Below are 22593 nucleotides of genomic sequence, written 5' to 3'. Positions count from 1 at the left end.
CGGGGATCAGGTCAGCAGGACGGCCACAGGGTGGCGCAGATGTCGCTGAAGCCCGACTTGTTCGTCAGCAGGTCCCCGTCCTGCGCCGGAGTCGAGATGCGGAGGTCCAGGTCGAAGTCCTCGGGAGCAAGGTTTTCCACGGGATTTGCCTCTCCTTCGTCGTGAACTGTGGCTTGTGCCACTGCCTTCCGAACGTAGGGGATCGTTCAACGATCCAGCAAGAGGTTGATTCTAACGTGCTATTGCGCTACAAAGTTGCCTTTTGCCCACCTTCACCGCCCGGCCGGTGATCACCCTGTGGTCTAATTCCGCTGCTGAGAGTGAAGGGGAGGCACCAATGCGCCGGATGGCCGCGCTGATGCTCACGCTGCTGGCCACGACGGGCGTGCTGACGGTTCCGGCGCACGCGGCGCAGCGCACCGAACTCGGTGTCGGGGCCTACCCCCGGGTCATCCGCCTGGAACACGCGCCGTTCCGGCGTGGCCGGATCGTCGCGTCCGTGAACAGCTGGGACGGCGGCGGCGCGTTCGCGCGGATCTACGAGAGCACCGACGAAGGCGCGTCGTTCAGACAGATCGGCGAGGTGCGCGATCCGGCGGGCGCGCAGGGCGAGTGCTGCGGCAGCATCTACGAACTGCCGCGACGAGTCGGCCGGCTGCGGGCGGGCGCGCTGCTGTGGGCGGCGTCCTACGGCCAGAACGGCGGCGCGGGCCGTCGCATGTCGATCCGGATCTGGTCCAGTTCGGACGGTGGCCGGAACTGGAGCTTCCTGTCCGAAGCCGCCCGCTCACACAACCACGACGGCGTGTTCGAGCCGGAGTTCACAGTGGACTCCGGCGGAACACTGTGGATGCACTACGCCGACGAAACCGAGGCGCCACGCCACAGCCAGGTGCTCAACCGCGTCGCGTCCACCGACGGCGTCACCTGGGGCACCAAGCAGAGCACGGTCGCGATCTCGCCCGACCGCGTCCGCCCGGGCATGCCGATCGTGCGGAAACTGCCCGACGGCCGCTACTACTTCGGCTACGAGATCTGCAACTACGGCGAGCGCTACTGCGACCCGTACTTCAAGATCTCACCCGACGGCGCCAACTACGGCGACCCCGCCGACCCGGGCACCCGCGTCGTGACGGCGAACGGCAACTACTTCCAGCACGCCCACAACGTCGCGGTGTTCCCCGGCGGACCGAACGGCGTTCGGCTCCTGATGGTCGGCCAGATCTACACCGACCGCGCCGGCGCTCCGCTGCCGTCCAACGGCCAGGTGCTGCTCGCCAACGACGACTTCGGCGCGGGCAACTGGTACGAACTCCCCGCGCCGGTGCACGTTCCGCGCGCCTACAACAACTTCTGCCCGAACTACAGCTCGTCGCTGTTGCCGGTGGACGACGGCCGCAACGTCCTCGAACTGGCCGCCGACTACGACGGCGACGTCTGCAAGATCTACTTCGGCAAGGGCTCGGCGTCCTGATACGCCTTGTCCAGCGCAGCCGCGAAGGTCTCGGTGGACTGGGCGCCGGACACCCCGTAACGGCGGTCGAAGACGAAGAACGGCACGCCGTTCGCGCCGAGCGCGCGGGCCTGGTCGATGTCCGCGCGGACCTCGTCGGCGTACGCGCCGTCGGCCAGCGCCCGGCGGACCTCGTCGGCGTCCAACCCGGACTCCGCGGCCAGCTCGACGAGCGACTCCTCGTCGAAGACCGAACGCCGCTCGGTGAAGTAGGCGCGGAACAACCGCTCGGCGACGGCGTCCTGCACGCCGCGCTCACGGGCGAGGTGCAGCACGCGGTGGGCGTCGAACGTGTTGCCGATGACGCCACCGTCCAGGTGGTACTCCAGCCCCTCCGCCGCGGCGAGCTGCGTCAGGCGCTCCTCGTTAGCGGCGAACTCCGCCTCGCTGATCCCGTACTTCGCGGCGATCAGCGCCGCCTTCGGCTGGGGCTCACGCGGTGCGCGCGGGTCCAGTTCGAAGGACCGGAAGGTCACCTCGACCTGGTCACGGTGCTCGAACCCGGCCAGCGCGCGCTCGAAGCGCCGCTTGCCGAGGTAGCACCACGGGCACACGACATCGGACCAGATCTCCACCTGCACGATCCCGGCGAACGCCACGCGGCCCGGCGTTATTCCGCGAGGAGGCCGATCAGCCAGGTCGCGAGCACCTGCTCGGCGTCCGACCGGGCCTGGGCTGGGTTGTCCGCGTGGGTGATCATCAGCGCCGCCTCGTTCACGGCGCTGAGCACGAGCTGGGCCAGCACGTCGACCGGCAGCGGCTTGATCAGACCCTGCTCAACCGCCTCCCGCAGCACGCCGATGACCAGGCCGAGGCCGTGTTCCGCCTCGATCTCGCGCCACGTGGTCCAGCCCAGCACGGCCGGGGCGTCGATCAGCGAGATCTGCCGGATCTCGGCGCGCTCGCACGCGTCGAGGAAGGCCTTGAGCGCGAAGAGCAGCCCGGTGGCGAGGTCCGGCGCGTTCTTCGTGGCGGCTTCGACCTCGGCCGTGACCTCCAGCTCGACCTGCTCGAACACGGCGCGGAACAGGCCCTGTTTGTCGCCGTAGTGGTGGTAGAGCGCGCCCCGCGTCACCCCGGCGGCGCGCACGATCTCGTCCGCGGGCACGGCCTGGTAGCCGCGCTCGGCGAACAGCTCGCGGGCGGCCGCCACCAACGCGGCCCGGGTGCTCTGGGATCGCTCTTCCTGCGTACGGCGCACGCCCCTAATCTGCCATGACACCCGCGAACGCCAGGATGTGCCGCACCAGCTCGGCCGGCTGGTCCTCCGGCACGAAGGCGTACGAGTCGGGAACCTCGACCAGGCGCGCGTTCGGCAGGGTCGCGGCGAGGCGCTTGCCGAGGCGCAGCGGGAAGGTCCGGTCCTCGTCCGCCCACACGAGCAGCACCGGCTTGTCGAACGCACGCAGCTTCTCCGCGGCTTCCACCGTGTACTTCGGGCGCACGCGGCGGAGGAACTTGCGCAGGTCGCGACGGATGGCGGCGTTTCGATGGGCCGGCTGGACGTAGGACTCCACGATCGCTGCGGGGATCGGGTACTTGGTGACCCACCCGAACACGAACGGCAACCGGTGCAGGGCCTTGACCTGCAGCAACGCGGCGACCGGGCGCATCGAGCCGGGGATGTGGGCGAGCGGGACGAGCGGTTGGAACAGGGGCGGGAGGAAGTGGTCGAAGCAGTCGCACGGCGTCAGCACGACGCTGCCGACCCGCTCGGGGCGGCGCGACAGCATGATCTGGGCGAGGGCGCCGCCCGTGTCGTTCGCGACCAGGAGGACGTCCCGCAGGTCGAGAGCGTCGAGGAAGTCCGCGATCAGGTCGGCGATGCCGGTCGGGCTGAGGTCGGCGTCCGGGCGGAGCGGGACCTCGTGCGCGCCGAGCGGCAGGTCGAGGCTGAGGCACCGGAAGCCGGCATCGGCGAGATCCGGGACGACGTGCCGCCATAAATCGGCGTTGACCACGGCGCCGTGGATGAACACGACCGGCCGTCCCTCGCCGCGTTCGAAGTAGCGGACGTCACCGTGGCGGAGGGTCACGCGCTTTTCCGGCCCGAGTGCTGGTGAGCGAGTCATGTTCCCGAAGATACATACAGACAGTATGTATGTGAACCCGGAGACACGCTAGGGTGGTTCCGGATCGATCCGGAAGGAGCTGGGGACATGAAGGGCATCGTGCTGGCGGGCGGCAGCGGGACGCGTCTGCACCCGATCACCCAGGCGGTGTCGAAGCAGCTGTTGCCGGTGTACGACAAGCCGATGATCTACTACCCGATCTCGGTGCTGATGCTCGCCGGGATCCGGGAGATCCTGATCATCTCGACGCCGGCCGACCTGCCCAACTTCCAGCGCCTGCTCGGCTCCGGCGACCAGTTCGGGCTGCGGCTCAGCTACGCGGAGCAGCCGAGCCCGAACGGCCTCGCCGAGGCGTTCGTCATCGGCGCGGACTTCATCGGCGACGACGACGTGGCGCTGATCCTCGGCGACAACATCTTCTACGGGCAGGGCTTCTCCGGGCGGATGCAGCAGGAGGTCGCCGCGCTCGACGGGTGCGTCCTGTTCGGCTACCCGGTGAAGGACCCGCAGCGCTACGGCGTCGGCGAGCTGGACGCGGACGGCCGGCTGGTGTCGATCGAGGAGAAGCCCGAGCGGCCGAAGTCCAACCAGGCGATCACCGGGCTGTACTTCTACGACAACCAGGTCGTCGAGATCGCGCGCGGCCTCACCCCGTCGAAGCGGGGCGAGCTGGAGATCACCGACGTGAACCTGACGTACCTGCGGCAGGGGCGCGCGAAGCTGGTCGAGCTGGGCCGCGGGTTCGCGTGGCTGGACACCGGCACGCACGACTCGCTGCTGGAGGCCGGGCAGTTCGTGCAGGTGCTCGAACACCGGACCGGCGTGCGGATCGCGTGCCTGGAGGAGGTCGCGCTGCGGATGGGGTACATCGATCCGGAGGAGTGCCTCGCGCTCGGGCTGAAGCTGTCGAAGTCCGGGTACGGGGACTACGTCGTCGCGTGCGCCCGTGCCGCGGGGGCCGTGGGTTAGTGGCGGTCAGCAGGCTCGTGCGCGCCGAGCTGGCGCGGCACGACTGGGGCCGGCTGCGGTGCGGCTGCGGGCAGAGCGGGGCGCACCTGCCGGGCACGTTCGAGACGATCCTGGAGGCGGCCGAGCCACGCGAAGCGCTCGGCGCGCGGCTGGACAACCACCTGGAGATCAGCGGGAACCTGTTCGAGGTGGCGGTCCCGGCGGTCGAGGTCATCCTGGCCGCGCTGGCCGGTCCGCTGCCGGACTTCGCGCGGGTGGAGTTGCTGGACATGCTGGCGGTGCTGGTGTCCGGCGACTCCTACGCCGGGCAGCCCGCCGACCTCGGGGAGCACTGCCGGCTCAAGGCGCGCAACGGGCTGTGGACCATCCTGCAGGTGGGTTACGAGCACGAGGCCGAGACCGCGCGGGACATCCTGTGGACCGTGGATCCGGACCAGCCGCGCAGCGGTTACCACGCGATGGGGCTGGAAAAGCGGATCAAGCGGAAGCGCCGCTAGGCCGGGCCGCGCGCGGCGGTGCCGTGGCTTCGAGCGTCAGGACCGGGACGCTCGAAGCCGCGGCCCGGCATTGAACGATGCCCTCGATCCGAGGGATCTCGGGTGCCGCGACCCCACAGCGGGGACTCGGCCGGGTACCCCGACGGGGCGGAACAACAGATCAGAACGGGCCGCGGCGGGCCATCTCCTCCAGGCGGCGGATGCGGTCCTCGATCGGCGGGTGGGTGGAGAACAACCGGGAGAACGACTCGCCGGGGCGGAACGGGTTCGCGATCATCAGGTGCGACTGCGAGACCAGCTGCGGCTCCGGCACCAGCGGCGCCCGGCGGGTGCCGTACTCCAGTTTGCGCAGCGCGGAGGCCAGGCCGAGCGGGTCGCCGGTCAGCGCGGCGCCCGACGCGTCCGCCTGGTACTCGCGCGAGCGGCTGACCCCCATCCGGATGATGCCGGCCGCGATCGGGCCGATCAGGATGATCAGCAGCGACACCAGCGGGTTGTTGCCCTCGCGGTCGTTGCCGCCGAACACGCCGGCGAACATCGCCAGGTTCGCCAGCACGCTGACCATGCTCGCGAGCGCGCCGGCGACGCACGAGATCAGGATGTCGCGGTTGTAGACGTGCGACAGCTCGTGCCCGAGCACCGCCCGCAGCTCACGTTCGTCCAGCAGCTCCAGGATGCCGGTGGTGCAGCACACGGCGGCGTGCCGCGGGTTGCGGCCGGTCGCGAATGCGTTCGGCGCGGGGGTCGGGCTCACGTAGAGGCGCGGCATCGGCTGGCGCGCCGAGGTGGCCAGCTCCCGCACGATCCGGTACATCACCGGCTGCTCGGCCTCCGACACCGGCCGCGCCCGCATCGCGCGCAGCGCCAGCGTGTCCGACTTGAAGTAGGCGTAGGCGTTCATCCCCAGCGCGAGCGCGAGTCCCACGAACAACGCGCCACGCCCGAACAGTGAACTGATCGCGATGATGATGGCACTCAGCAACCCGAGCAACAGCGCGGTCTTCAGCCCGTTCTGGTGCTTGTGCACGTGCCCTGCGCCTCCTTACCAACACTCGCTTTCCCAACGCACGAAACGGAAGTGAAGTTCCTTCATGATCTCCGCGCGCGCCGGCGAGCACTCCGGGTTACCGTTCCACCCGCGTACCCCAAACCTCGCGGGGAGGTCGGTCATGGGCGCCGCCGAGGTCAGCCGCCGCACGGTGTTCGGCCTGGTCACGACCGCGGCGCTGCTCGCGCTGCCGTCCCCGGCCCGCGCGGCGCCCCTGCTGACGTCGATCCCGGTCGGGAGGCGCCCGCAGGCGGTCGCGGTGAACCCGGTCACCGGCGTCTGCCACGTCGCGAACACGGCGGACCGGACGGTTTCGGTGATCGACCAGGGGCGCACCGTGGCGACCGTGCCGACCGGGGGTGTCCCGGCCGACCTTGCCGTCGACGAGCGCACCGGCCTGGTCTACGTCGCCAACCGCACGCCGGGCACCACCGCGGTCCTCGACGGCGGCCGGGTCACCAACGTCGTCGCGTCCGGGTCCGAACCCGCGGCTCTCGCCCTCGACGCGGATACATACCGACTGTATGTCGCTTCCGGCGAGGCCGGCGCCGTTCGCGTGCTCGACCTCTTCCGGGGCGCGCTCGCGGCGACCATCGAAGCCCCCGGTCAGGGGTTCAGCAGCGCGGCGATCGATGGGCGCACCGGGTACTTCGCCGGCCTCCACACCGGCACCGTCGAGGTCCTCGACCTGGACGCGGGCGAGTTCACCGCCAGCATCCCGGTCGGGGACGGGCCGGCCGGGCTCGCCGTCCACCACGGCACCGGCACGGTGTACGTCGCGAACTCCGGCATCCACCACCTGACGGTGATCGACGGCGAGCAGACCCGCACGATCCTGCTGCGCAGCGAGGCGTCCTCGGTCGCGGTGCACCAGGCCACCCACACCGTGTACGCCAACGGCGGCCCGGACGGGCTCGTCCGCATCGACGGCGCCCGCGGCGAGATCACCGGCGAACTCGCGCTCGGCATCAACCCCGGGCAGGTCGCCGTCGATCAGCGCACCGGCGCCGTGCACGTCACCGACCCACTGCACGACCGCCTGCACGTGATCACCGGATTCTGAATTCCCGGCACCGGGTACCAGGAGTCCATGAAACTCGGATTGCAGATCCCCGACTTCACCTGGCCGAACGGACCCACCGCTCTGGGCCGCGAACTCGCCGAGGTCGCTCGCGCCGCTGACGACGCCGGGTTCGGATACCTCGCCGTGATGGACCACTTCTTCCAGATCCGCGGCGTCGGCCCCACCGAGAACGACATGCTCGAGGCCTACACGACCCTCGGCTACCTCGCCGCGCACACCCGGAGCGCCAAGCTGCTCACCGTCATCACCGGCGTCCTCTACCGCCAGCCCGGCGTGCTGGCCAAGGCCGTCACCACCCTCGACGTCCTCTCCGGCGGCCGGGCCATGCTCGGCATCGGCGCGGGCTGGAACGAGGAGGAGTCCCGCGGCCTCGGCTTCCCGTTCCCGCCGACCGCGGAACGCTTCCAGATGCTCGAAGAGACCCTGCAGTACGTGCTGCGGATGTGGTCGGACGACGACGGCCCGTTCTCCAGCGCGCACATCGAGGCCGAGCGGCTGCTCAACGTCCCGCAGGCGCTGTCCACACCGCACCCGCCGATCATGGTCGGCGGCAGCGGAGAGAAGAAGACCCTGCGGTTCGTCGCGAAGTACGCCGACGCCTGCAACATCTTCAACGGGCCGGAACTCGAACACAAACTCGACGTCCTGCGCGCGCATTGCGAAACCGAAGGACGCGATTACGACGAGATCACCAAAACCGTCTACCACCCGCTCGACGTCGGTCCAGCCGGCGAGAAGAGCGGGGACCTCAAGGCCGAACTGAGCCGGTTGGCCGAGCTGGGGATCGACGGCGTGATCGGCTCGATACCGGGAATTCCGGACCTCCGCCTGATCGACGTCTTCGCCGAGGACGTCGTCCCCTACGCCGAAGCGCTGTGAACGGCGCCGCGCCGGGCGGTTTCTTCCCCGCGGAAACCGCACCGGGTAAGCGGTTTTCCAGCTGCCCGGCACCGTAACGATCTCCGCCCGCCCGCCGACCTCTGGGGCAAGCCGGTGGCGGCGGGAGGATTTCCATGAGGATCAGTGTCTTCGGGCTCGGCTACGTCGGATGCGTGTCGGCCGCGTGCCTCGCCGGCGAGGGGCACCAGGTGATCGGGGTCGACATCAACCCCGTGAAGATCGATCTTGTCCGGCAAGGGAAAGCGCCGGTGGTCGAGGAACGCATCGGCGAACTCACCGCCGCGGTCGTGGCCAGCGGCGCGTTGCGGGCCACGACGAACGTCGCGGAGGCGATCGCGGGCAGCGAGATCTCGCTGGTCTGCGTCGGCACCCCGTCGGCACCGAACGGCAGCCTGTCCACCGCCTTCCTGGAACGCGTCACCGAGGAGATCGGCGGCGCGCTCGCGGGCAAAACCGGTCGGCATACGGTCGTATTCCGCAGCACGATGCTGCCCGGCACCTGCCTCGACCTGCTGGTGCCGATCCTGGAGAAGGCCTCCGGCCTGACCGCGGGCGTGCACTTCGGCGTCGCGGTGAACCCCGAGTTCCTGCGGGAGGGCAGCAGTGTCAAGGACTTCTTCGACCCGCCCAAGACGGTGATCGGCGAGCTGGACACCGCCAGCGGCGACGCCGTCGCCAAGCTGTACGAGGGTCTGCCCGGCGACGTCTTCCGCGTGCCCATCCCGGTCGCGGAGATGACCAAGTACGCCGACAACGCCTTCCACGGCCTCAAGATCGGGTTCGCCAACGAGCTCGGCGCGATCTGCCGCGCGCTCGGCCTGGACTCGCACCGGGTGATGGACGTGTTCCTCGCCGACCGCAAGCTCAACGTCAGCCCCGCCTACCTGCGGCCCGGCTTCGCGTTCGGCGGCTCGTGCCTGCCCAAGGACCTGCGCGGCCTGGTCTACGCCGCGCACCGCGCCGACGTTTCGGTGCCGCTGCTGTCGCACGTGCTGCCCTCCAACGAGGAGCACCTGCGCCGCGCGTTCGACCTGGTCGCGCGCACCGGCAAGCGCCGCATCGGCCTGTTCGGCCTGTCCTTCAAACCGGGCACCGACGACCTGCGCGAGAGCCCGCTCGTCGAACTCGCCGAACGCCTGCTGGGCAAGGGCTACGACCTCAAGATCTACGACGCGAACGTCAGCCTGTCGCGGCTGATGGGCGCCAACCGCGAGTACATCGAGAGCCGCCTGCCGCACCTCGGCCAGCTGCTCGCCGGCACCGTCGACGAGGTGCTCGACCACGCCGAGGTGTGCCTCGTCGGCAGCACCGACCCGGCCGTGCTCGCGGCGCTGCCCAGGGCGGGCGACCGCACGCTGATCGACCTCGTCCGCCTGCCCGACGCCGCCGTGCGCCGCACCGAAGAAGGATACGTCGGCCTTGCCTGGTAAAGCCCTGATCCTCGTCGAGAACCTGTCCGTGCCCTTCGACCGGCGGGTCTGGCAGGAAAGCACCACCCTGCGCGACGCCGGGTGGGAGGTGCACGTCATCTGTCCACAAGGGACAAAGCGGGACACCGAGCCGGAAGCCGTCATCGACGGCGTGCGCATCCACCGCTACCCGCTGAAAGCGGCGACCGGTGGGCCGGCCGGTTACCTGCAGGAGTACGGATCCGCGCTGTGGCACACGTTCCGGCTGGCCCGCAAGATCGGCCCGGTCGACGTCGTGCACGCGTGCAACCCGCCCGACCTGCTCTTCCTCGTCGCGCGGATGCTCAAGCGGCAGGGCGCGAAGTTCGTCTTCGACCAGCACGACCTGGTGCCCGAGCTGTACCTGTCGCGCTTCGACCGCGGGAAGGACCTCCTCTACCGGGGCGTGTGCGCGCTGGAGCGGGCCACCTACCGGGCCGCGGACGTGGTGATCGCGACGAACGAGAGCTACCGCGACGTGGCGCTCACCCGCGGCGGCAAGCGGCCCGAGGACGTGTTCGTGGTCCGCAGCGCCCCGGTCGTGGACCGGTTCCGGCAGGTGCCGCCGGAGCCGGAACTCAAGCGCGGCAAGCCGAACATGCTGTGCTACCTGGGCGTGATGGGCCCGCAGGACGGGGTCGACTACGCCCTCCGCGCGCTCGCGAAACTGCGTGACGACCTGGGCCGCACGGACTGGCACGCGGTGTTCGTCGGCTCCGGGGACGCGTTCGACGCGATGGTCGCGTTGTCGAAAGATCTCCGCCTGGACGACCAGGTCGAGTTCACCGGCCGCATACCGGACGCCGACCTGGTCCGTTATCTGTCCACAGCGGACGTCTGTCTCGCGCCGGATCCGCTGAACCCGCTCAACGACGTGTCGACCATGAACAAGATCATGGAGTACATGGCGATGAGCCGTCCGATCGTGTCGTTCGACCTGCGTGAGGCACGGGTTTCCGCGGGCGAGGCGGCGGTTTACGCGCCGGCCAACGACGAGCTCGAATTCGCCAAGCTGACCGCCAGGCTGATGGACGACCCCGCCGAGCGCAAGCGCATGGGTGAGCTGGGCGCGGAACGCGTCGCGGGACCGTTGTCCTGGGTCAATTCGGCGAAAGCGTTGCTCGCGGCGTACGCCGCGACCGGTCGGTGAATTCCCGACCGGGACAACGGAATCCTCGTCGGAAAAACGCCTGGTCGCGTTTTGAACAAGCCGGTAACCAATCCGGGAATCGCCGCGACGTGGTTTGTGAAAGCCCATCCGTTCGCGGGCGGGCGATGTTTACGAGAGGGGGCCCGGGGCGTTGAACGACGACACCGTCCGTCTGTCCATGATCGGCAGGATCGTGCGCCGCCGCTGGCGGGTCCTCGCCGCCCTCGCCGTCCTCGGCGCGCTGGTGGGGGCCGGCGCGTCGCTGATCTTCTCCCCCGGCTACCGAACGACTTCGCACGTGTTGTTGCAGGGCGCGCCCGATTCCAGCGAGCTGATGACCGAAACGCAGATCGCGACCAGCTCGGTGGTGCTGGACCGCACCGCGCAGGCACTCGCCTGGGGCGTGTCCGGATCCGAGCTGCACGACTCGGTGAGCGCGACCGCGGCCGACGGCAACATCGTGGCGATCACGGCCGAGGCGGAGACCCCGGAAAACGCGCAGCTGCTGGCCGACCAGGTCGCCAAGGAGTACGTCAACTACTCCGCCCAGCTGATCGGCAGCACCGCGGACGCGGCCAGCCAGATCCGCCAGGAGCAGGAGGACGCGCTGCGCCGCCAGGTGCAGGAGACCAACGACCGCATCACCGACCTGTCCCGCCGTGTGCAGGGCGTGACGGTGGAGAGCGTCGAGGTGCGCACCCAGCTGGAGACGCTGCGGACGGCGCTGACCGAGGCGATGGCCAAGCTCGACCAGCTCGACAGCGGCGGTCGCCAGGCCCAGGTGGTCGTCATGGGATCGGCCGAGCGGCCGTCCTCCCCCGCGCCGCCGACGATGATCCACTTCGTCGCGGGCGGCGCGCTCGTGTTCTTCCTGCTCGGCGTGCTCGGTCACCTCGTCGGCGCGCGCACCGACCGGCGGTTGCGCAACGAGGCCGAGATTTCGGCGGCGGTCGGCGCGCCGCTGCTGGGCAGCGTGGACGTGCCGGAGACGCCGGACCACGCGCAGGCAGGCGACGAGGGGCGCTGGTGGGCCCGGCTGCTCAAGACCGACGAGCCGTGGAACCTGCCGGAGCTCAACGCCTCCGCGGACGCGGCCAGTCGCGAGATCCGGTACCGCCGCGTGCTCTCCCGCCTCGGTGACGGCTCCGGCGTGTTCTCGCGGGTGCTGGTGCTGGCCGCGCAGGACGACCCGGTGGCCAGGACCGCGGTCGCGCAGCTGGCCGCAGCCGGCCACGGCGGACGCCCCGAGCTGCGTGTGGCGCTGATCGACCCCGAGCGGCCGACGGTGCCGGACGACCGCGAGTCCGCCGGTGTCCTCGTGGTGGTGTCCAGCGGGACCAGGACGGGCTGGGAGCTCGTCGCGATCACCGAGGCCGCCGCCGACGCCGGGCAGCGGGTGCTCGGCGTCGTCGTCGCCCAGCGCACGGCCGCGGTTCCCGAGCCGGGCGGCACGAAGACCGCAGGCGACGAAGCATTGGCAGGTTCAGCGTGACGACACCGGACAGCAACCAGAACACGCAACCACTGCTCGACCTGCAGCGGGTGCTGATCGCGATTCGCCGGCGGCGCCGCCTGTGGCTCTCGGCCGCGGTGCTGGGGCTGCTCGCCGGCGCGGCGCTGGCGGTCGTGTCGCCGACCCCGCCGACCGCGGTGACCCGGCTGCTCGTGCTGCACGCCGAGGACGCGCCGAACGACAGCGGCACGCTCATCAAGACCGACGTGGCCATCCTGGAGACCACCCGGATCGCCGGGGCTGCGCTGCAGCGGCTGGGCTCGTCCGAGCCGCCGGAGAAGTTCGTCAAGTCCTACACCGGCACCGGGCTGACCAACAACGTGCTGGAACTCCAGGTCACGGCCCGCAGCTACGGCGAGGCGGTCGCGAAGGCGCAGGCGCTGGCGGACGCGTTCATCGCCGACCACGGCCAGCGCATGCAGGCCGCGGCGGACGCGGAAGCGCAGGCCCTGCTCGGGCAACGCGACCAGATCCAGACCGAGCTGACCGAGGTCGACCGGCAGATCGCCGCGTCGGCGAGCCGCAACAGCCAGATCGGCCCGGCCGAGCTGCAGTCGCTCTACGCCCGGCGCGCCGACCTGACCTCGCGGGTCTCCGACTTCACCAACCAGGCCAACGAGGCGAAGATCGGCACGCCGCAGCTGGCCGCGGGCACGCAGATCGTCGACGCGCCACGTCCGGTCGTCGAATCCCCGCTCGCCCCGCTGGTCACCAACGCGGGCATCGGGCTCGGGTTCGGGCTCGTCGCCGGGCTGGGCCTGGCCGCCGTGATGAGCGTGGTGCGGGACCGGCCGCTGCTGCGGCGGGAGATCGCCGCGCACCTCGGCGCGTCCGTCATCGCGCAGCTGCCGAAGCCCCGGCGGGGGCCGTGGGGAGGCGCCGCCGCGCAGCGGGACCGGGTCGCGGCGACGCTGGCCCGCGCGGTCGGCGAGAGCGGCAGCGTGTCCGTCCTCGAACTCGGCTGCCCGCGGGTGGCCGCCACGCTCGCGCTGGACATGGCCCGGCACCTGGACGGTCCGGTGGTGGTCGTGGACGACCTGCCGCACCGCGAGGTCACCGCGCTGTCCGGCGAGGCGGGTGAGGGCGTGCGGGTCGTCGACGGCAGCGCGGCCGAGAAGGCCCGCATCGGGGTCGGGTCGGTGTCGCCGGGGACGGCGTGGACCGACCTGCGCCGGCTGGGCGCGGAAACCGTGCTGGTGGTCCGCGCGGGCAAGGCGGACGCGGCGTGGCTGCACACCGTCGCGCGGCAGCTGGCCGACCTGGGCATCCCGGTCATCGGCATCGTGCTCGTCGCGCCGGATCAGCGGGACCGCACGGACGGCACGCTGTGGGACGGGCTGCACACCGCGCTGCGCGGCCGCGCCGCGTTCGCCGAGGCGCGGCCCGCCAACGGCAGCGCCAACGTCGACGACCACCCGACGAAGTGGTTCGCGCCGATCCCCTCCTCCGCCGGGAAGGGCGAGCAGACCGTGACGCTCCAGCCGGTGCACGCCGACCTGCCGACGAAGCAGTTCACGCCGGTCGACGCCCCGGAGGCACACGTGAACGGCAAGCTGCCCCTCGATCGCGAAGGCTGACCATGTGCGGTGTCGCAGGAACCTACCGCTGGCCCGACGGTGGCCCGCTGACCGACCGGCTCACCAAGCGCCTGGCCCACCGCGGGCCGGACGGCGAGGGCCGCTACGACCACGGTGACGTGCACCTGGGCCACCGCCGGTTGTCGATCATCGACCTGTCCGAGACGGGCGCGCAGCCGATGGTCTCCGGCGGACTGGCGCTGACCTACAACGGGGAGCTGTACAACGCGCCCGAGCTGCGGGCCGAGCTGATGAGCAAGGGCGTGCGGTTCCGCGGCACCTCCGACACCGAGGTCCTGCTGGAGGCGTGGCGGCGCTGGGGCGTCGAGTGCCTGCCGCGGCTGCGCGGCATGTTCGCCTTCGGGATCTTCGACGAGCGCACCGGTGAGCTGTTCCTCGCCCGCGACCAGCTCGGCATCAAGCCGCTGTTCTACGTGCGCCGCGGCGACGGGATCGCGTTCTCCTCCGAGCTGAAAGCTCTCGCCGGCGAGATCGGCGGGCTGCACGTGGACGAGACCGCGCTGGTCGCGTCGCTGCTCTACTACTGGGTGCCGGACAGCCGGTGCGCGTTCCGCGAGGCACGCAAGCTGCCGCCGGGCTCGTGGCTGCGCATGCGCCCGAACGGCCGGGTGGACACCGGCCGCTACTGGATCCTGCGGGACGTCGCGACCGAGGCCCGGCACGGCCCGCCCGCCGACCTGGCCGCGGTCGTCGAGGACTCCACCCGCAAGCACCTGCTCTCCGACGTGCCGGTGGCGACGTTCCTGTCCGGCGGCCTGGACTCCAGCTACCTGACCGCGCTGGCGGCCAAGTACTCCCCCGGGATCTCCGCCTACACCATCGGTTTCCGCGCCGAGGACGCGAAGTTCGAAGCCATGCCGGACGACCTGCGGTACGCGCGGATCGTGGCCGACCGCTTCGGCGTCGACCTGCACGAGATCGAGATCGCGCCGAACGTGCAGGACCTGCTGCCGCACCTGACCTACCACCTGGACGAGCCGATCGGCGACCCGGCGGCCATCAACAGCTACCTGATCTGCCTGGCCGCGCGGGAGGCCGGCGTGAAGGTGATGCTGTCCGGGATGGGCGCGGACGAGCTGTTCGCCGGCTACCGCAAGCACCTGGCGAACCTGATCGCGTTGCGCTACCAGAAGATCCCCGGCGCGGTGCGCACGCCGCTGGAGTCCGTTGTGGACCGGCTGCCGGTGGCGACCTCGAAGCGGGGCTTCCGGTCGGTCCGCTTCGCGAAGCGGTTCCTGTCCTTCGCGACCCTGCCGGAGGAGACCGCGTTCCGGCGCAGCTACACGATGTACGACCGGGACGAGCTCGCCGGCCTGGTCGCGCCCGACCTCGCCGGCGCGGTGGACGACGTGCTCACCGAGCACGCCGACACCTACCACGACAACCTGCTCGACGACTTCGTCAACCGCATGTGCCTCGCCGACGCGCGGATGTTCCTGCCGGGGCTGAACCTGACCTACACCGACCGCTCCACCATGGCCGCCTCCACCGAGGTGCGGGTGCCGTTCGTGGACGTCGAGGTCGTCAAGGCCGCGTTCAGCCTGCCCGGCAACCGCAAGATCGCCGGGCGGCAGGGCAAGGCCGCGCTGAAGGAAGCCGCGCTGTCGATCCTGCCGAAGGAGATCGTCTACCGGCCGAAGGGCCTGTTCAGCGCCCCGCTGCGGGCGTGGATGAGCCGCGATCTGGCGCCGCTGGTGCGCGAGGTCGTGCACGACGGTGTCCTCGTGAAGTCCGGGTTCCTGCGGCGCGAGGCGTTGCAGCGGCTGGTCGACGAGGACGCCGCCGGCCGCGAGGACCGGTCCAAGCACCTCTGGCACGTCTTGACCCTGGAGTACTGGTACCGCAGCGCGACCGAAGCCGGCGCGGCCGAGCGAGCAGCGTAAGGAGCCCTGGTGAAGCAGGTCGTACAGAACTACAAGAGCGGCGAGCTGGCGCTGCTGGACGTCGAGGCGCCGGCGTGCAAGCCGGGCGGCGTGCTCGTGCGGACCGCGTTCTCGCTCATTTCGACGGGCACCGAGATGATGAAGGTGTCCGAGGCGAGCATGTCGATGCTGCGCAAGGCGCGGTCGCGGCCGGATCAGGTCGCGAAGGTCGTGCAGAGCGTCGCGGCCAACGGCGTCGGCGCCACCTACCGCAAGGTGATGAACCGGCTCGACTCCTACACCCCGCTCGGCTACTCGCTGTGCGGCTTGGTCGAGGAGGTCGGGCCCGGGATCGACGATGTCGCCGTCGGGGATTTCGTCGCCTGTGCGGGCAACGAACACGCGCTGCACTCCGAGCTGAACTGGGTGCCGAAGAACCTCTACACGCGGGTGCCCGCCGGGGTCGCGCCGCGGCACGCGTCCTTCGCGACCGTCGGCGCGATCGCCATGCAGGGCGTCCGGCGCGGGGAGCCGCAGCTCGGCGACGTCGCGCTGGTCATCGGGCTCGGCCTGATCGGGCAGCTGGTCGTGCAGCTGCTGGCCGCGTCCGGCGTGCGGGTGGTCGGCGTGGACCCGGACCAGGAGCGGTGCAAGCTGGCCGAACGGCTGGGCGCGTCGGTGTGCGGGCACCCCGGCTCCGGGGACGTGGAGATCGCGGTCGGCGAGCTGACCGGCGGGCACGGCGTCGACCAGGTGTACCTCGCCGCGGGCGGCAGCACGAACGAGCCGGTCGAGCTGGCCGCGAAGCTCGCCCGCGACCGCGGCCGCGTGGTCGACATCGGCAAGTGCCGTCTCGACCTGCCGTGGAACGCCTACTACGAAAAGGAACTCGACGTCCGGTTCTCCCGCTCCTACGGCCCCGGCCGGTACGACCCGGAGTACGAACTGGACGGCCGTGACTACCCGATCGGTTACGTGCGCTGGACCGAGCGGCGCAACCTGGAGTGCTTCCTCGACCTGATCGCCCGCGGACGGGTCGACGTCGAGCCGCTGGTCTCGCACGTCGCGGACTTTTCGACCGCCGTGGAGACCTACCGCAGGCTCAACGAGGGCGAGCTGAAGGCCGTCGCCGTTCTCTTCCGGTACCCCGACGTGGCCAAGGACGCCGAGGAGCCCGCACTCGTCGCGGAAGTCCCCCGGCGCGAGCCGATCCGCACGTCGCAGCGGATGGGCAAGGTGCGCACGGCGTTCATCGGCGCGGGCAACTACGCGTCCTCGATGCTGCTGCCGCACCTGGCCGAACGGGAGGACGTCGAGCTGCGACGCGTCGTCACCACGTCCGCCCTGTCGGGCGCGAACGCCAAGCGGAAGTTCGGGTTCACCGAGGCCACGACCGATGTGGACGCCACACTCGCCGACCCGGAGATCGACGCGGTGTTCGTGGTGACCCGGCACAGCTCGCACGCCGAACTGACCCGCCGCGCGCTGCTGGCGGGCAAGGCGGTGTTCGTGGAGAAGCCGCTGGCGCTCAGCGAAGCCGAGCTGGGCAAGGTGCTCGGCGCGATCGAGGAGTCCGGCAACGACCGGCTGCAGGTCGGGTTCAACCGGCGGTTCGCGCCGCTGCTGCACGAGGCCACCGGCCGGTTCGGCAGGCGCATCGGCGCGGCGTCGGTGCGGTACCTGGTCAACGCGGGCCGCCTGGAGCACGGCAGCTGGTACAACCAGGCCGGTTCCGAGGGCACCCGGTTCGCCGGCGAGGGCGGGCACTTCATCGACACGGTGAGCTGGCTGCTCGGCGCGGACCCGGTGTCGGTCTACGCGTGCGCCACGCCGGACCAGCAGGACCTGCAGGTCGTGCTGCGGTACCCGGACGGCTCGACCGCGACCATCAGCTACGCCACCAGCGGTTCGACGAGCTTCCCCAAGGAAACGCTGGACGTCGTCGCCGATGGCAAGGTGCTGAAGTTCGACGACTTCGCGCGCGCCTCGGTGTACGGGCGCAAGCGGTGGACCAGCTCGCGCCTGCCGAAGGGCCGCGATAAGGGGCAGCACGCCGAGCTGGACGCGTTCGTCACCGCGGTCACCTCGGGTGGCCCGATGCCGGTGCCGCTGGAGTCGCTGGTCGCGACCACGCTCGCGACGCTCGCGGTGCAGACCAGCCTGGCCACCGGCGTGCCGGTCAAGATCGGAACCACGTCATGATGGACCCCGCCTGGTACCTGCGGCGGCTGTCGCGGATGGGCCCGCGCGAGGTCGCCGGCCGCGCGGCGGACGTGCTGAACCGGCGCAGGCTGCGGCGCGCGCTGCCCGAGGCGTCCGCGCCGCTGCCCGGCCGCCGGTTCACCGCGGTGCTGCCCGACGGCGTGCAGGTCCCGGCGGACGCGCGGGCCCGCGTGCTGGAGACCGCGGACCGGCTGCTCGACGGCCGCGCCGAGTACTTCGGCCTGCGGCGGCACGACATGGTGAGCCCGGACTGGTCGTTCGACCCGAAGACCGGGCGGCACGCGCCCGCCGACACCTTCGCCTTCGACATCCCCTACCGGCACGAGGACGTCGTCGGCGACATCAAGCAGATCTGGGAGCCGTCGCGGCACCAGCACCTCACCGTGCTGGCCACCGCGTACGCGCTGACCGGTGAGGACCGCTACGCCGAGCGCGTCGCCGACCACCTGAAGTCGTGGTGGGCGGCGAACGCGCCGATGACGAGCGTGCACTGGGTCAGCGGGATCGAGCTGGGCATCCGGCTGCTGTCCTGGGTGTGGGTGCGGCGGCTGCTCGACGGCTGGCCCGGCGCGTCCGGGCTGTTCGAGGACAACCCCGAGGCGCTGCACCAGATCTGGCACCACCAGCGGTGGCTCGCCACCTTCCCGAGCCGCGGGTCGTCGGCGAACAACCACGTCATCGCCGAGGCGGCCGGGCAGCTTGCCGCGTCCTGCGCGTTCCCGTGGTTCCCCGAATCGGCCGGCTGGCGGGCGGCGGCGCTGCGCTCGCTGGACGAGCACCTGGCGGCCAACACGTTCGGCTCGGGCCTGAACCGGGAGCTGGCCACCGAGTACCACGGCCTGGTCCTGGAACTGGGCCTGGCCGCGGCGATCGAGGCCGGCCCGGCGGCGCCGGACTCGCTGTGGCGGACGCTGCTGCGGATGACCGACGCGCTCGCGGCCGTCGTCGACGTGCGGCTGCACCCGCCGCGCCAGGGCGACAGCGACGACGGGCACGGGCTCGTGCTCGACGGCGCCGGGGTCAACCGGTGGTCGTCGCTGCTGGCGACCGGGGACGTCCTGTTCGGACGGCTGGACTGGTGGCCGAGCCCGCGCGGCGGGGACGCCCGGACGCCGCTGCTCACCGCGCTCGCCCGTCGCTTCGAGGCCGCGGACCGGCCACGCACGCGACCGGACCACTTCGCCGACGCCGGGCTGACCCTGCTGCGCACCCCGGCCGGGGACGGCCGCGGCGAGATCTGGTGCCGCTGCGACGGCGGCCCGCACGGGTTCCTGTCCATCGCCGCGCACGCGCACGCCGACGCGTTGTCGGTCGAGGTGCGGCACGACGGCGTCGACGTTCTCGCCGACCCGGGAACCTACTGCTACCACGGCGAACCCGGGTGGCGGGCGTACTTCCGGTCCACGCTCGGCCACAACACGGTGCAGCTGGACGACGCCGACCAGTCCACTTCGGGCGGCCCGTTCCTGTGGACGCGGCACGCGCGCACCCGCGTGCTGGCCCGCCCCGGCGGCGGGGTGGCGCGGTGGTCCGCCGAGCACGACGGCTACCGGCCCGCCGTGCACCGGCGCACCGTCGATCTCGACCCGGCCGAACGGGAACTGCGGATCACCGACGAGATCACCGACGACCGGCACCACCCGGCGCGGCTCGCGTTCCACCTCGGCCCGCGGGTGAGCGCCGAGCTGACCGGCAACGCGGCGGTGCTGACGTGGACCGCGGGCGGCCGCGACCGGGCGGCGATCCTCGACCTTCCCGCGGCGCTCACCTGGACCGCGCACCGCGGCCAGACCGACCCGCCGCTCGGCTGGTACTCGCCCGGCTACGGCCGCCGCGAACCGGCCACGACCCTGATCGGCAGTGGGCTCACCGGCCGCGCCGGCCCGCTCACCACACTGCTGCGCTTCGCCGACTAGCCGGGAGGTTGCCCGCCGTGCCCGCACCAACGACGACCCGAGCCCGCTGGGTGGCGGTGTTCCTCGGCGTCCTGGCGCCACTGGCCGCGCTCGCGTGCACCCCCACCCCGGAACCGGCGGACACCACCGCGGCAATCGCGGGTTCCGGTGCGTGCGGCAACCTGCCGCCCGGCCCCGCGGAGCCGCCGGCCGGCGCGGTCGTCGTCGACGCCGCCGTGCCGGGCGACCTCCAGGCCAAGACGAAGGCCAGCCCGCCGGGCACCACGTTCTGGCTGCAGCCCGGCACGCACACCCTCGGCACCGACGAGTTCGACCAGGTCGCGCCGAAGGACGGCAACACCTACACCGGCGCCCCGGGAGCGGTCGTCGACGGGCGCCACACCAACCGGTACGCCTTCAGCGGCAAGGCGAGCGGGGTGACCGTCCAGCACCTCACGGTGACCGGGTTCGACGCGCCGGACAACGAGGGCGTGGTCAACCACGACTCCGGCGCGGGCTGGGTCATCCGGTCGAACCTGCTCACCGACAACCGCGGCGCCGCGATGATGGCGGGCGCGCGCCAGGTCATGACGGGCAACTGCCTCAAGGACAACGGGCAGTACGGGCTCAACGCCTGCTGCGGCGACGTCACCGATCTCGTGCTGGAGGGCAACGAGTTCGTCGGCAACAACGCCGACGACGTGGAGAGCAAGTACCCCGACGGCTGCGGCTGCACCGGCGCGATGAAGTTCTGGGAGGTCGACGGCGCCGACATCCGCGGCAACTGGATCCACGACAACCGCGGGCCGGGCATCTGGGCCGACACCAACAACAACGACTTCCTGATCGAGAACAACCTCATCGAGAACAACGACGGCACCGCGATCTTCTACGAGACCAGCTACAACGCGACCATCCGCGGCAACACGCTGAAGCGCAACAACCTGGTCAGCGGGCGCGAGTTCGTCGACCGCGACGACAACTTCCCGTCCGCGGCCGTCTACATCTCCGAGTCCGGCGGTGACGCGCGCGTGCCCGCCCGCACCGACAAGATCGACATCTACGACAACGACCTCGTGGACAACTGGGGCGGGGTCACGCTGTGGGAGAACGCGGACCGCTTCTGCAACAGCCCCGCCAACACGTCCACCGGCACCTGCACGCTCGTCGTCGGGGACGTCGCGAAGTGCGCCCCGCCGGGCATCAACACGGACCCGCTGCACGCCGACTGCCGCTGGAAGACCCAGAACGTGCAGGTCCACGGCAACCGGTTCGAGGTGAACCCGCGCAACATCGGCTGCCAGGCGATGTGCGCGCGGATGGCGCTGCTGTCCAACTACGGCAGCTCGCCGGACTGGTCGCCGTACCAGGGCGACGTGGTCCCGCAGGCGATCACCTTCGACCAGAACAACCGCTGGTCCGGCAACACCTACGTCGGGCCGTGGACCTTCGTCGCGCACGACGCGAGCAGGCTGGTCGAGCAGATCGAGTGGCAGGGCCCGGCCTACCGGCAGGACGCCGGCAGCACCTTCGCGGCAGGGGGCGGCAACTGATGAGCCTCACCGGCATCCGGCCGCGGACACTCGACGAGGACGACGTCGCCCGCGGCCCGCGCACCTTCCGGATCCTCGGCGCGATCTGGGCGCTGCTGATCTTCAACACCCTCGCCACCCAGGGCGTCTCGGCGCTCATCCCGATCCCGCGCCCGGTCACGCAGGCGCTCACGATGAGCGCGGTCGGCATCGCGTTCGCGCTCGCCCTGATCCTCAACCCGCGCCTGAAGATCCGGCCCAGCGCGTTCCTGGTGCTGCTCAGCCTGCTGCTGGTGGCGAGCTTCGCGAGCAGCGTGCGAATGGAGTCCGGCCTCGGCTCGCTGTTCCGGTGCGCCCGGCTCGGGTTGTTCGTCGGGACGTTGTGGCTGATCAGCCCGTGGATGAACGGCTCGATCTGGTTCGTCCGCCAGCACATCAGGGTGCTGACCGTGCTGCTGGTCTCCGTCGCCGTCGGCCTGGTGATCTCCCCCGGCCTGGCGATGCCGGAACTCAACGACGGCCGGCTCACCGGCGTGCTGTGGCCGCTGACGCCGACGCAGATCGGGCAGTACGCCGCGATCGCCGCCGGGCTTGCCGTGCTGCTGTGGATCAACAAGCTCACCGACACGCGCAGCGTGGTCATGGTCGCCGGCCCGGCGATCGTCCTGCTCGTGCTGACCCACACCCGCACGGCGACCCTCGGCCTGGTCGCCGGGCTCGTCATCGCGATGCTGTCGATGTGGCTCACCAGCGGCCGCGCCCGCAAGGCGTTCGCCTGGGGCATCGCCGTGGCCGGGATCGGCGCCGTCCTGCTCGGGCCGCTGCTGCAGACCTGGGTCCTGCGCGGTCAGGACGCGGAGAACTTCGGCAACCTCACCGGCCGCGCGAAGGTGTGGGAGCGGCTGCTGGCCACCCCGCGTACCTGGTTCGAGGAGATCTTCGGCACGGGGTTGTCCAACAAGTCCTTCGACGGCCTGCCCATCGACAACAGCTGGCTGGCCGTCTACCACGAGCAGGGCTACCTGGGCGCCACGATCGTCGTGTTGTTCCTGGTGACCCTCGTCGTGGTGGCCATCGCCCGCCCGCCGTCGCCGGGGCGGGCGTGCGCGTTGTTCCTGATCACGTACTGCCTCGCGGCCTCCTACACCGAAGCCGGGCTCGGGGACGCCTCCCCGTACCTGCTGCACCTGGCCGTCGCGGCTGGCCTCCTCGCCGGCACTCCACAAAGGACGGTACCGCGGTGAGCGGCGAACCCGTAACGGACCAGCGCCCGCGCGCGACCTCAAGAC

General features: G+C 71.1%; 19 protein-coding genes. 14 read left to right on the top strand and 5 right to left on the bottom strand.

Going from position 1 to position 22593, the window contains the following annotated elements:
• Positions 1–11: 11 nt before the first annotated feature.
• The gene (locus tag AMY39116_RS47795) at positions 12–140 is read right to left on the bottom strand and encodes a hypothetical protein (RefSeq protein WP_020417485.1); all 129 of its coding nucleotides are present in this window, start codon (positions 138–140) and stop codon (positions 12–14) included.
• Positions 141–337: 197 nt separating this feature from the next.
• On the opposite strand from AMY39116_RS47795, the gene AMY39116_RS0309645 reads away from it, so the two are divergent.
• Entirely contained in the window at positions 338–1474 is a 1137-nt protein-coding gene (locus AMY39116_RS0309645) for a sialidase family protein (protein ID WP_020417484.1), read from the top strand.
• On the opposite strand, the gene AMY39116_RS0309640 is transcribed toward AMY39116_RS0309645, so the two are convergent.
• The 3 genes from AMY39116_RS0309640 to AMY39116_RS0309630 are packed head-to-tail and all read right to left on the bottom strand — an operon-like array spanning position 1447 to position 3585.
• On the bottom strand, positions 1447–2112 hold the full coding sequence (locus AMY39116_RS0309640; RefSeq protein ID WP_020417483.1) for a DsbA family protein: 666 nt from the start codon (positions 2110–2112) through the stop codon (positions 1447–1449). The two genes, AMY39116_RS0309645 and AMY39116_RS0309640, sit on opposite strands and share 28 nt — an antisense overlap.
• Before the next feature lie 11 nt (positions 2113–2123).
• Entirely contained in the window at positions 2124–2714 is a 591-nt protein-coding gene (locus AMY39116_RS0309635; protein ID WP_027935781.1) for a TetR/AcrR family transcriptional regulator, read from the bottom strand.
• A gap of 4 nt (positions 2715–2718) precedes the next feature.
• The gene (locus tag AMY39116_RS0309630; RefSeq protein WP_027935780.1) at positions 2719–3585 is read right to left on the bottom strand and encodes an alpha/beta fold hydrolase; all 867 of its coding nucleotides are present in this window, start codon (positions 3583–3585) and stop codon (positions 2719–2721) included.
• A gap of 87 nt (positions 3586–3672) precedes the next feature.
• Here AMY39116_RS0309630 and rfbA point away from each other — a divergent pair, with 87 nt between their 5' ends.
• Both rfbA and AMY39116_RS0309620 read left to right on the top strand, forming a co-directional pair.
• Positions 3673–4554, top strand: coding sequence for a glucose-1-phosphate thymidylyltransferase RfbA (rfbA, locus tag AMY39116_RS0309625; RefSeq protein WP_020417480.1), 882 nt, complete (start codon positions 3673–3675; stop codon positions 4552–4554).
• Positions 4554–5051, top strand: coding sequence for a hypothetical protein (locus tag AMY39116_RS0309620; protein ID WP_020417479.1), 498 nt, complete (start codon positions 4554–4556; stop codon positions 5049–5051). The genes rfbA and AMY39116_RS0309620 overlap by 1 nt, the downstream gene beginning before the upstream one ends.
• A gap of 160 nt (positions 5052–5211) precedes the next feature.
• Here AMY39116_RS0309620 and htpX read toward each other — a convergent pair whose 3' ends face one another.
• A complete protein-coding gene (gene htpX, locus AMY39116_RS0309615) occupies positions 5212–6078 on the bottom strand; it encodes a zinc metalloprotease HtpX (protein ID WP_020417478.1) in 867 nt (288 codons plus the stop codon).
• Between the two features lie 142 nt (positions 6079–6220).
• Here htpX and AMY39116_RS0309610 point away from each other — a divergent pair, with 142 nt between their 5' ends.
• The 11 genes from AMY39116_RS0309610 (at position 6221) to AMY39116_RS0309560 (ending at position 22548) form a co-directional block, all read left to right on the top strand.
• A complete protein-coding gene (locus AMY39116_RS0309610; protein ID WP_020417477.1) occupies positions 6221–7162 on the top strand; it encodes a YncE family protein in 942 nt (313 codons plus the stop codon).
• A gap of 27 nt (positions 7163–7189) precedes the next feature.
• Positions 7190–8062: an LLM class F420-dependent oxidoreductase gene (locus AMY39116_RS0309605; RefSeq protein ID WP_020417476.1), complete on the top strand. Its 873-nt coding sequence runs from the start codon at positions 7190–7192 to the stop codon at positions 8060–8062.
• Between the two features lie 134 nt (positions 8063–8196).
• Entirely contained in the window at positions 8197–9513 is a 1317-nt protein-coding gene (locus tag AMY39116_RS0309600; protein ID WP_020417475.1) for a nucleotide sugar dehydrogenase, read from the top strand.
• Entirely contained in the window at positions 9503–10681 is a 1179-nt protein-coding gene (locus AMY39116_RS0309595) for a glycosyltransferase family 4 protein (protein ID WP_020417474.1), read from the top strand. Before AMY39116_RS0309600 ends, AMY39116_RS0309595 begins: the two co-directional genes overlap by 11 nt.
• Positions 10682–10859: 178 nt before the next feature.
• On the top strand, positions 10860–12173 hold the full coding sequence (locus tag AMY39116_RS0309590) for an exopolysaccharide biosynthesis protein (RefSeq protein ID WP_235716091.1): 1314 nt from the start codon (positions 10860–10862) through the stop codon (positions 12171–12173).
• Positions 12170–13771 (top strand): Wzz/FepE/Etk N-terminal domain-containing protein, encoded by a 1602-nt coding sequence (locus tag AMY39116_RS0309585; RefSeq protein ID WP_020417472.1) that lies wholly within the window; start codon positions 12170–12172, stop codon positions 13769–13771. The genes AMY39116_RS0309590 and AMY39116_RS0309585 overlap by 4 nt, the downstream gene beginning before the upstream one ends.
• A gap of 2 nt (positions 13772–13773) precedes the next feature.
• Positions 13774–15675: an asparagine synthase (glutamine-hydrolyzing) gene (gene asnB / locus AMY39116_RS0309580; RefSeq protein ID WP_020417471.1), complete on the top strand. Its 1902-nt coding sequence runs from the start codon at positions 13774–13776 to the stop codon at positions 15673–15675.
• A gap of 9 nt (positions 15676–15684) precedes the next feature.
• Positions 15685–17856 (top strand): bi-domain-containing oxidoreductase, encoded by a 2172-nt coding sequence (locus AMY39116_RS0309575; protein ID WP_020417470.1) that lies wholly within the window; start codon positions 15685–15687, stop codon positions 17854–17856.
• Complete coding sequence (locus tag AMY39116_RS0309570; protein ID WP_020417469.1) at positions 17856–19793, top strand: heparinase II/III family protein; 1938 nt, start codon at positions 17856–17858, stop codon at positions 19791–19793. Before AMY39116_RS0309575 ends, AMY39116_RS0309570 begins: the two co-directional genes overlap by 1 nt.
• Before the next feature lie 50 nt (positions 19794–19843).
• A complete protein-coding gene (locus AMY39116_RS0309565; RefSeq protein WP_020417468.1) occupies positions 19844–21325 on the top strand; it encodes a right-handed parallel beta-helix repeat-containing protein in 1482 nt (493 codons plus the stop codon).
• Complete coding sequence (locus AMY39116_RS0309560) at positions 21325–22548, top strand: membrane protein (protein ID WP_020417467.1); 1224 nt, start codon at positions 21325–21327, stop codon at positions 22546–22548. The genes AMY39116_RS0309565 and AMY39116_RS0309560 overlap by 1 nt, the downstream gene beginning before the upstream one ends.
• The last annotated feature ends 45 nt before the right edge of the window (positions 22549–22593 follow it).

This window comes from Amycolatopsis sp. ATCC 39116 (assembly GCF_000231075.2).
In the GTDB taxonomy this organism is placed as follows: Bacteria; Actinomycetota; Actinomycetes; order Mycobacteriales; family Pseudonocardiaceae; genus Amycolatopsis_E; species Amycolatopsis_E tucumanensis.
The sequence above is the reverse complement of the archived record's forward strand: the minus strand, read 5'-3'. Positions and strand labels throughout refer to the sequence as shown.

Bases quoted from the DNA above. Each gene is read 5' to 3' on its own strand.
- asnB (WP_020417471.1), top strand. From the start codon at position 13,774: ATGTGCGGTGTCGCAGGAACCTACCGCTGGCCCGACGGTGGCCCGCTG.
- AMY39116_RS0309630 (WP_027935780.1), bottom strand. From the start codon at position 3,585: ATGACTCGCTCACCAGCACTCGGGCCGGAAAAGCGCGTGACCCTCCGC.
- AMY39116_RS0309610 (WP_020417477.1), top strand. From the start codon at position 6,221: ATGGGCGCCGCCGAGGTCAGCCGCCGCACGGTGTTCGGCCTGGTCACG.
- AMY39116_RS0309590 (WP_235716091.1), top strand. From the start codon at position 10,860: ATGATCGGCAGGATCGTGCGCCGCCGCTGGCGGGTCCTCGCCGCCCTC.
- AMY39116_RS0309645 (WP_020417484.1), top strand. From the start codon at position 338: ATGCGCCGGATGGCCGCGCTGATGCTCACGCTGCTGGCCACGACGGGC.
- AMY39116_RS0309605 (WP_020417476.1), top strand. From the start codon at position 7,190: ATGAAACTCGGATTGCAGATCCCCGACTTCACCTGGCCGAACGGACCC.
- rfbA (WP_020417480.1), top strand. From the start codon at position 3,673: ATGAAGGGCATCGTGCTGGCGGGCGGCAGCGGGACGCGTCTGCACCCG.
- AMY39116_RS0309600 (WP_020417475.1), top strand. From the start codon at position 8,197: ATGAGGATCAGTGTCTTCGGGCTCGGCTACGTCGGATGCGTGTCGGCC.
- AMY39116_RS0309570 (WP_020417469.1), top strand. From the start codon at position 17,856: ATGGACCCCGCCTGGTACCTGCGGCGGCTGTCGCGGATGGGCCCGCGC.
- AMY39116_RS0309560 (WP_020417467.1), top strand. From the start codon at position 21,325: ATGAGCCTCACCGGCATCCGGCCGCGGACACTCGACGAGGACGACGTC.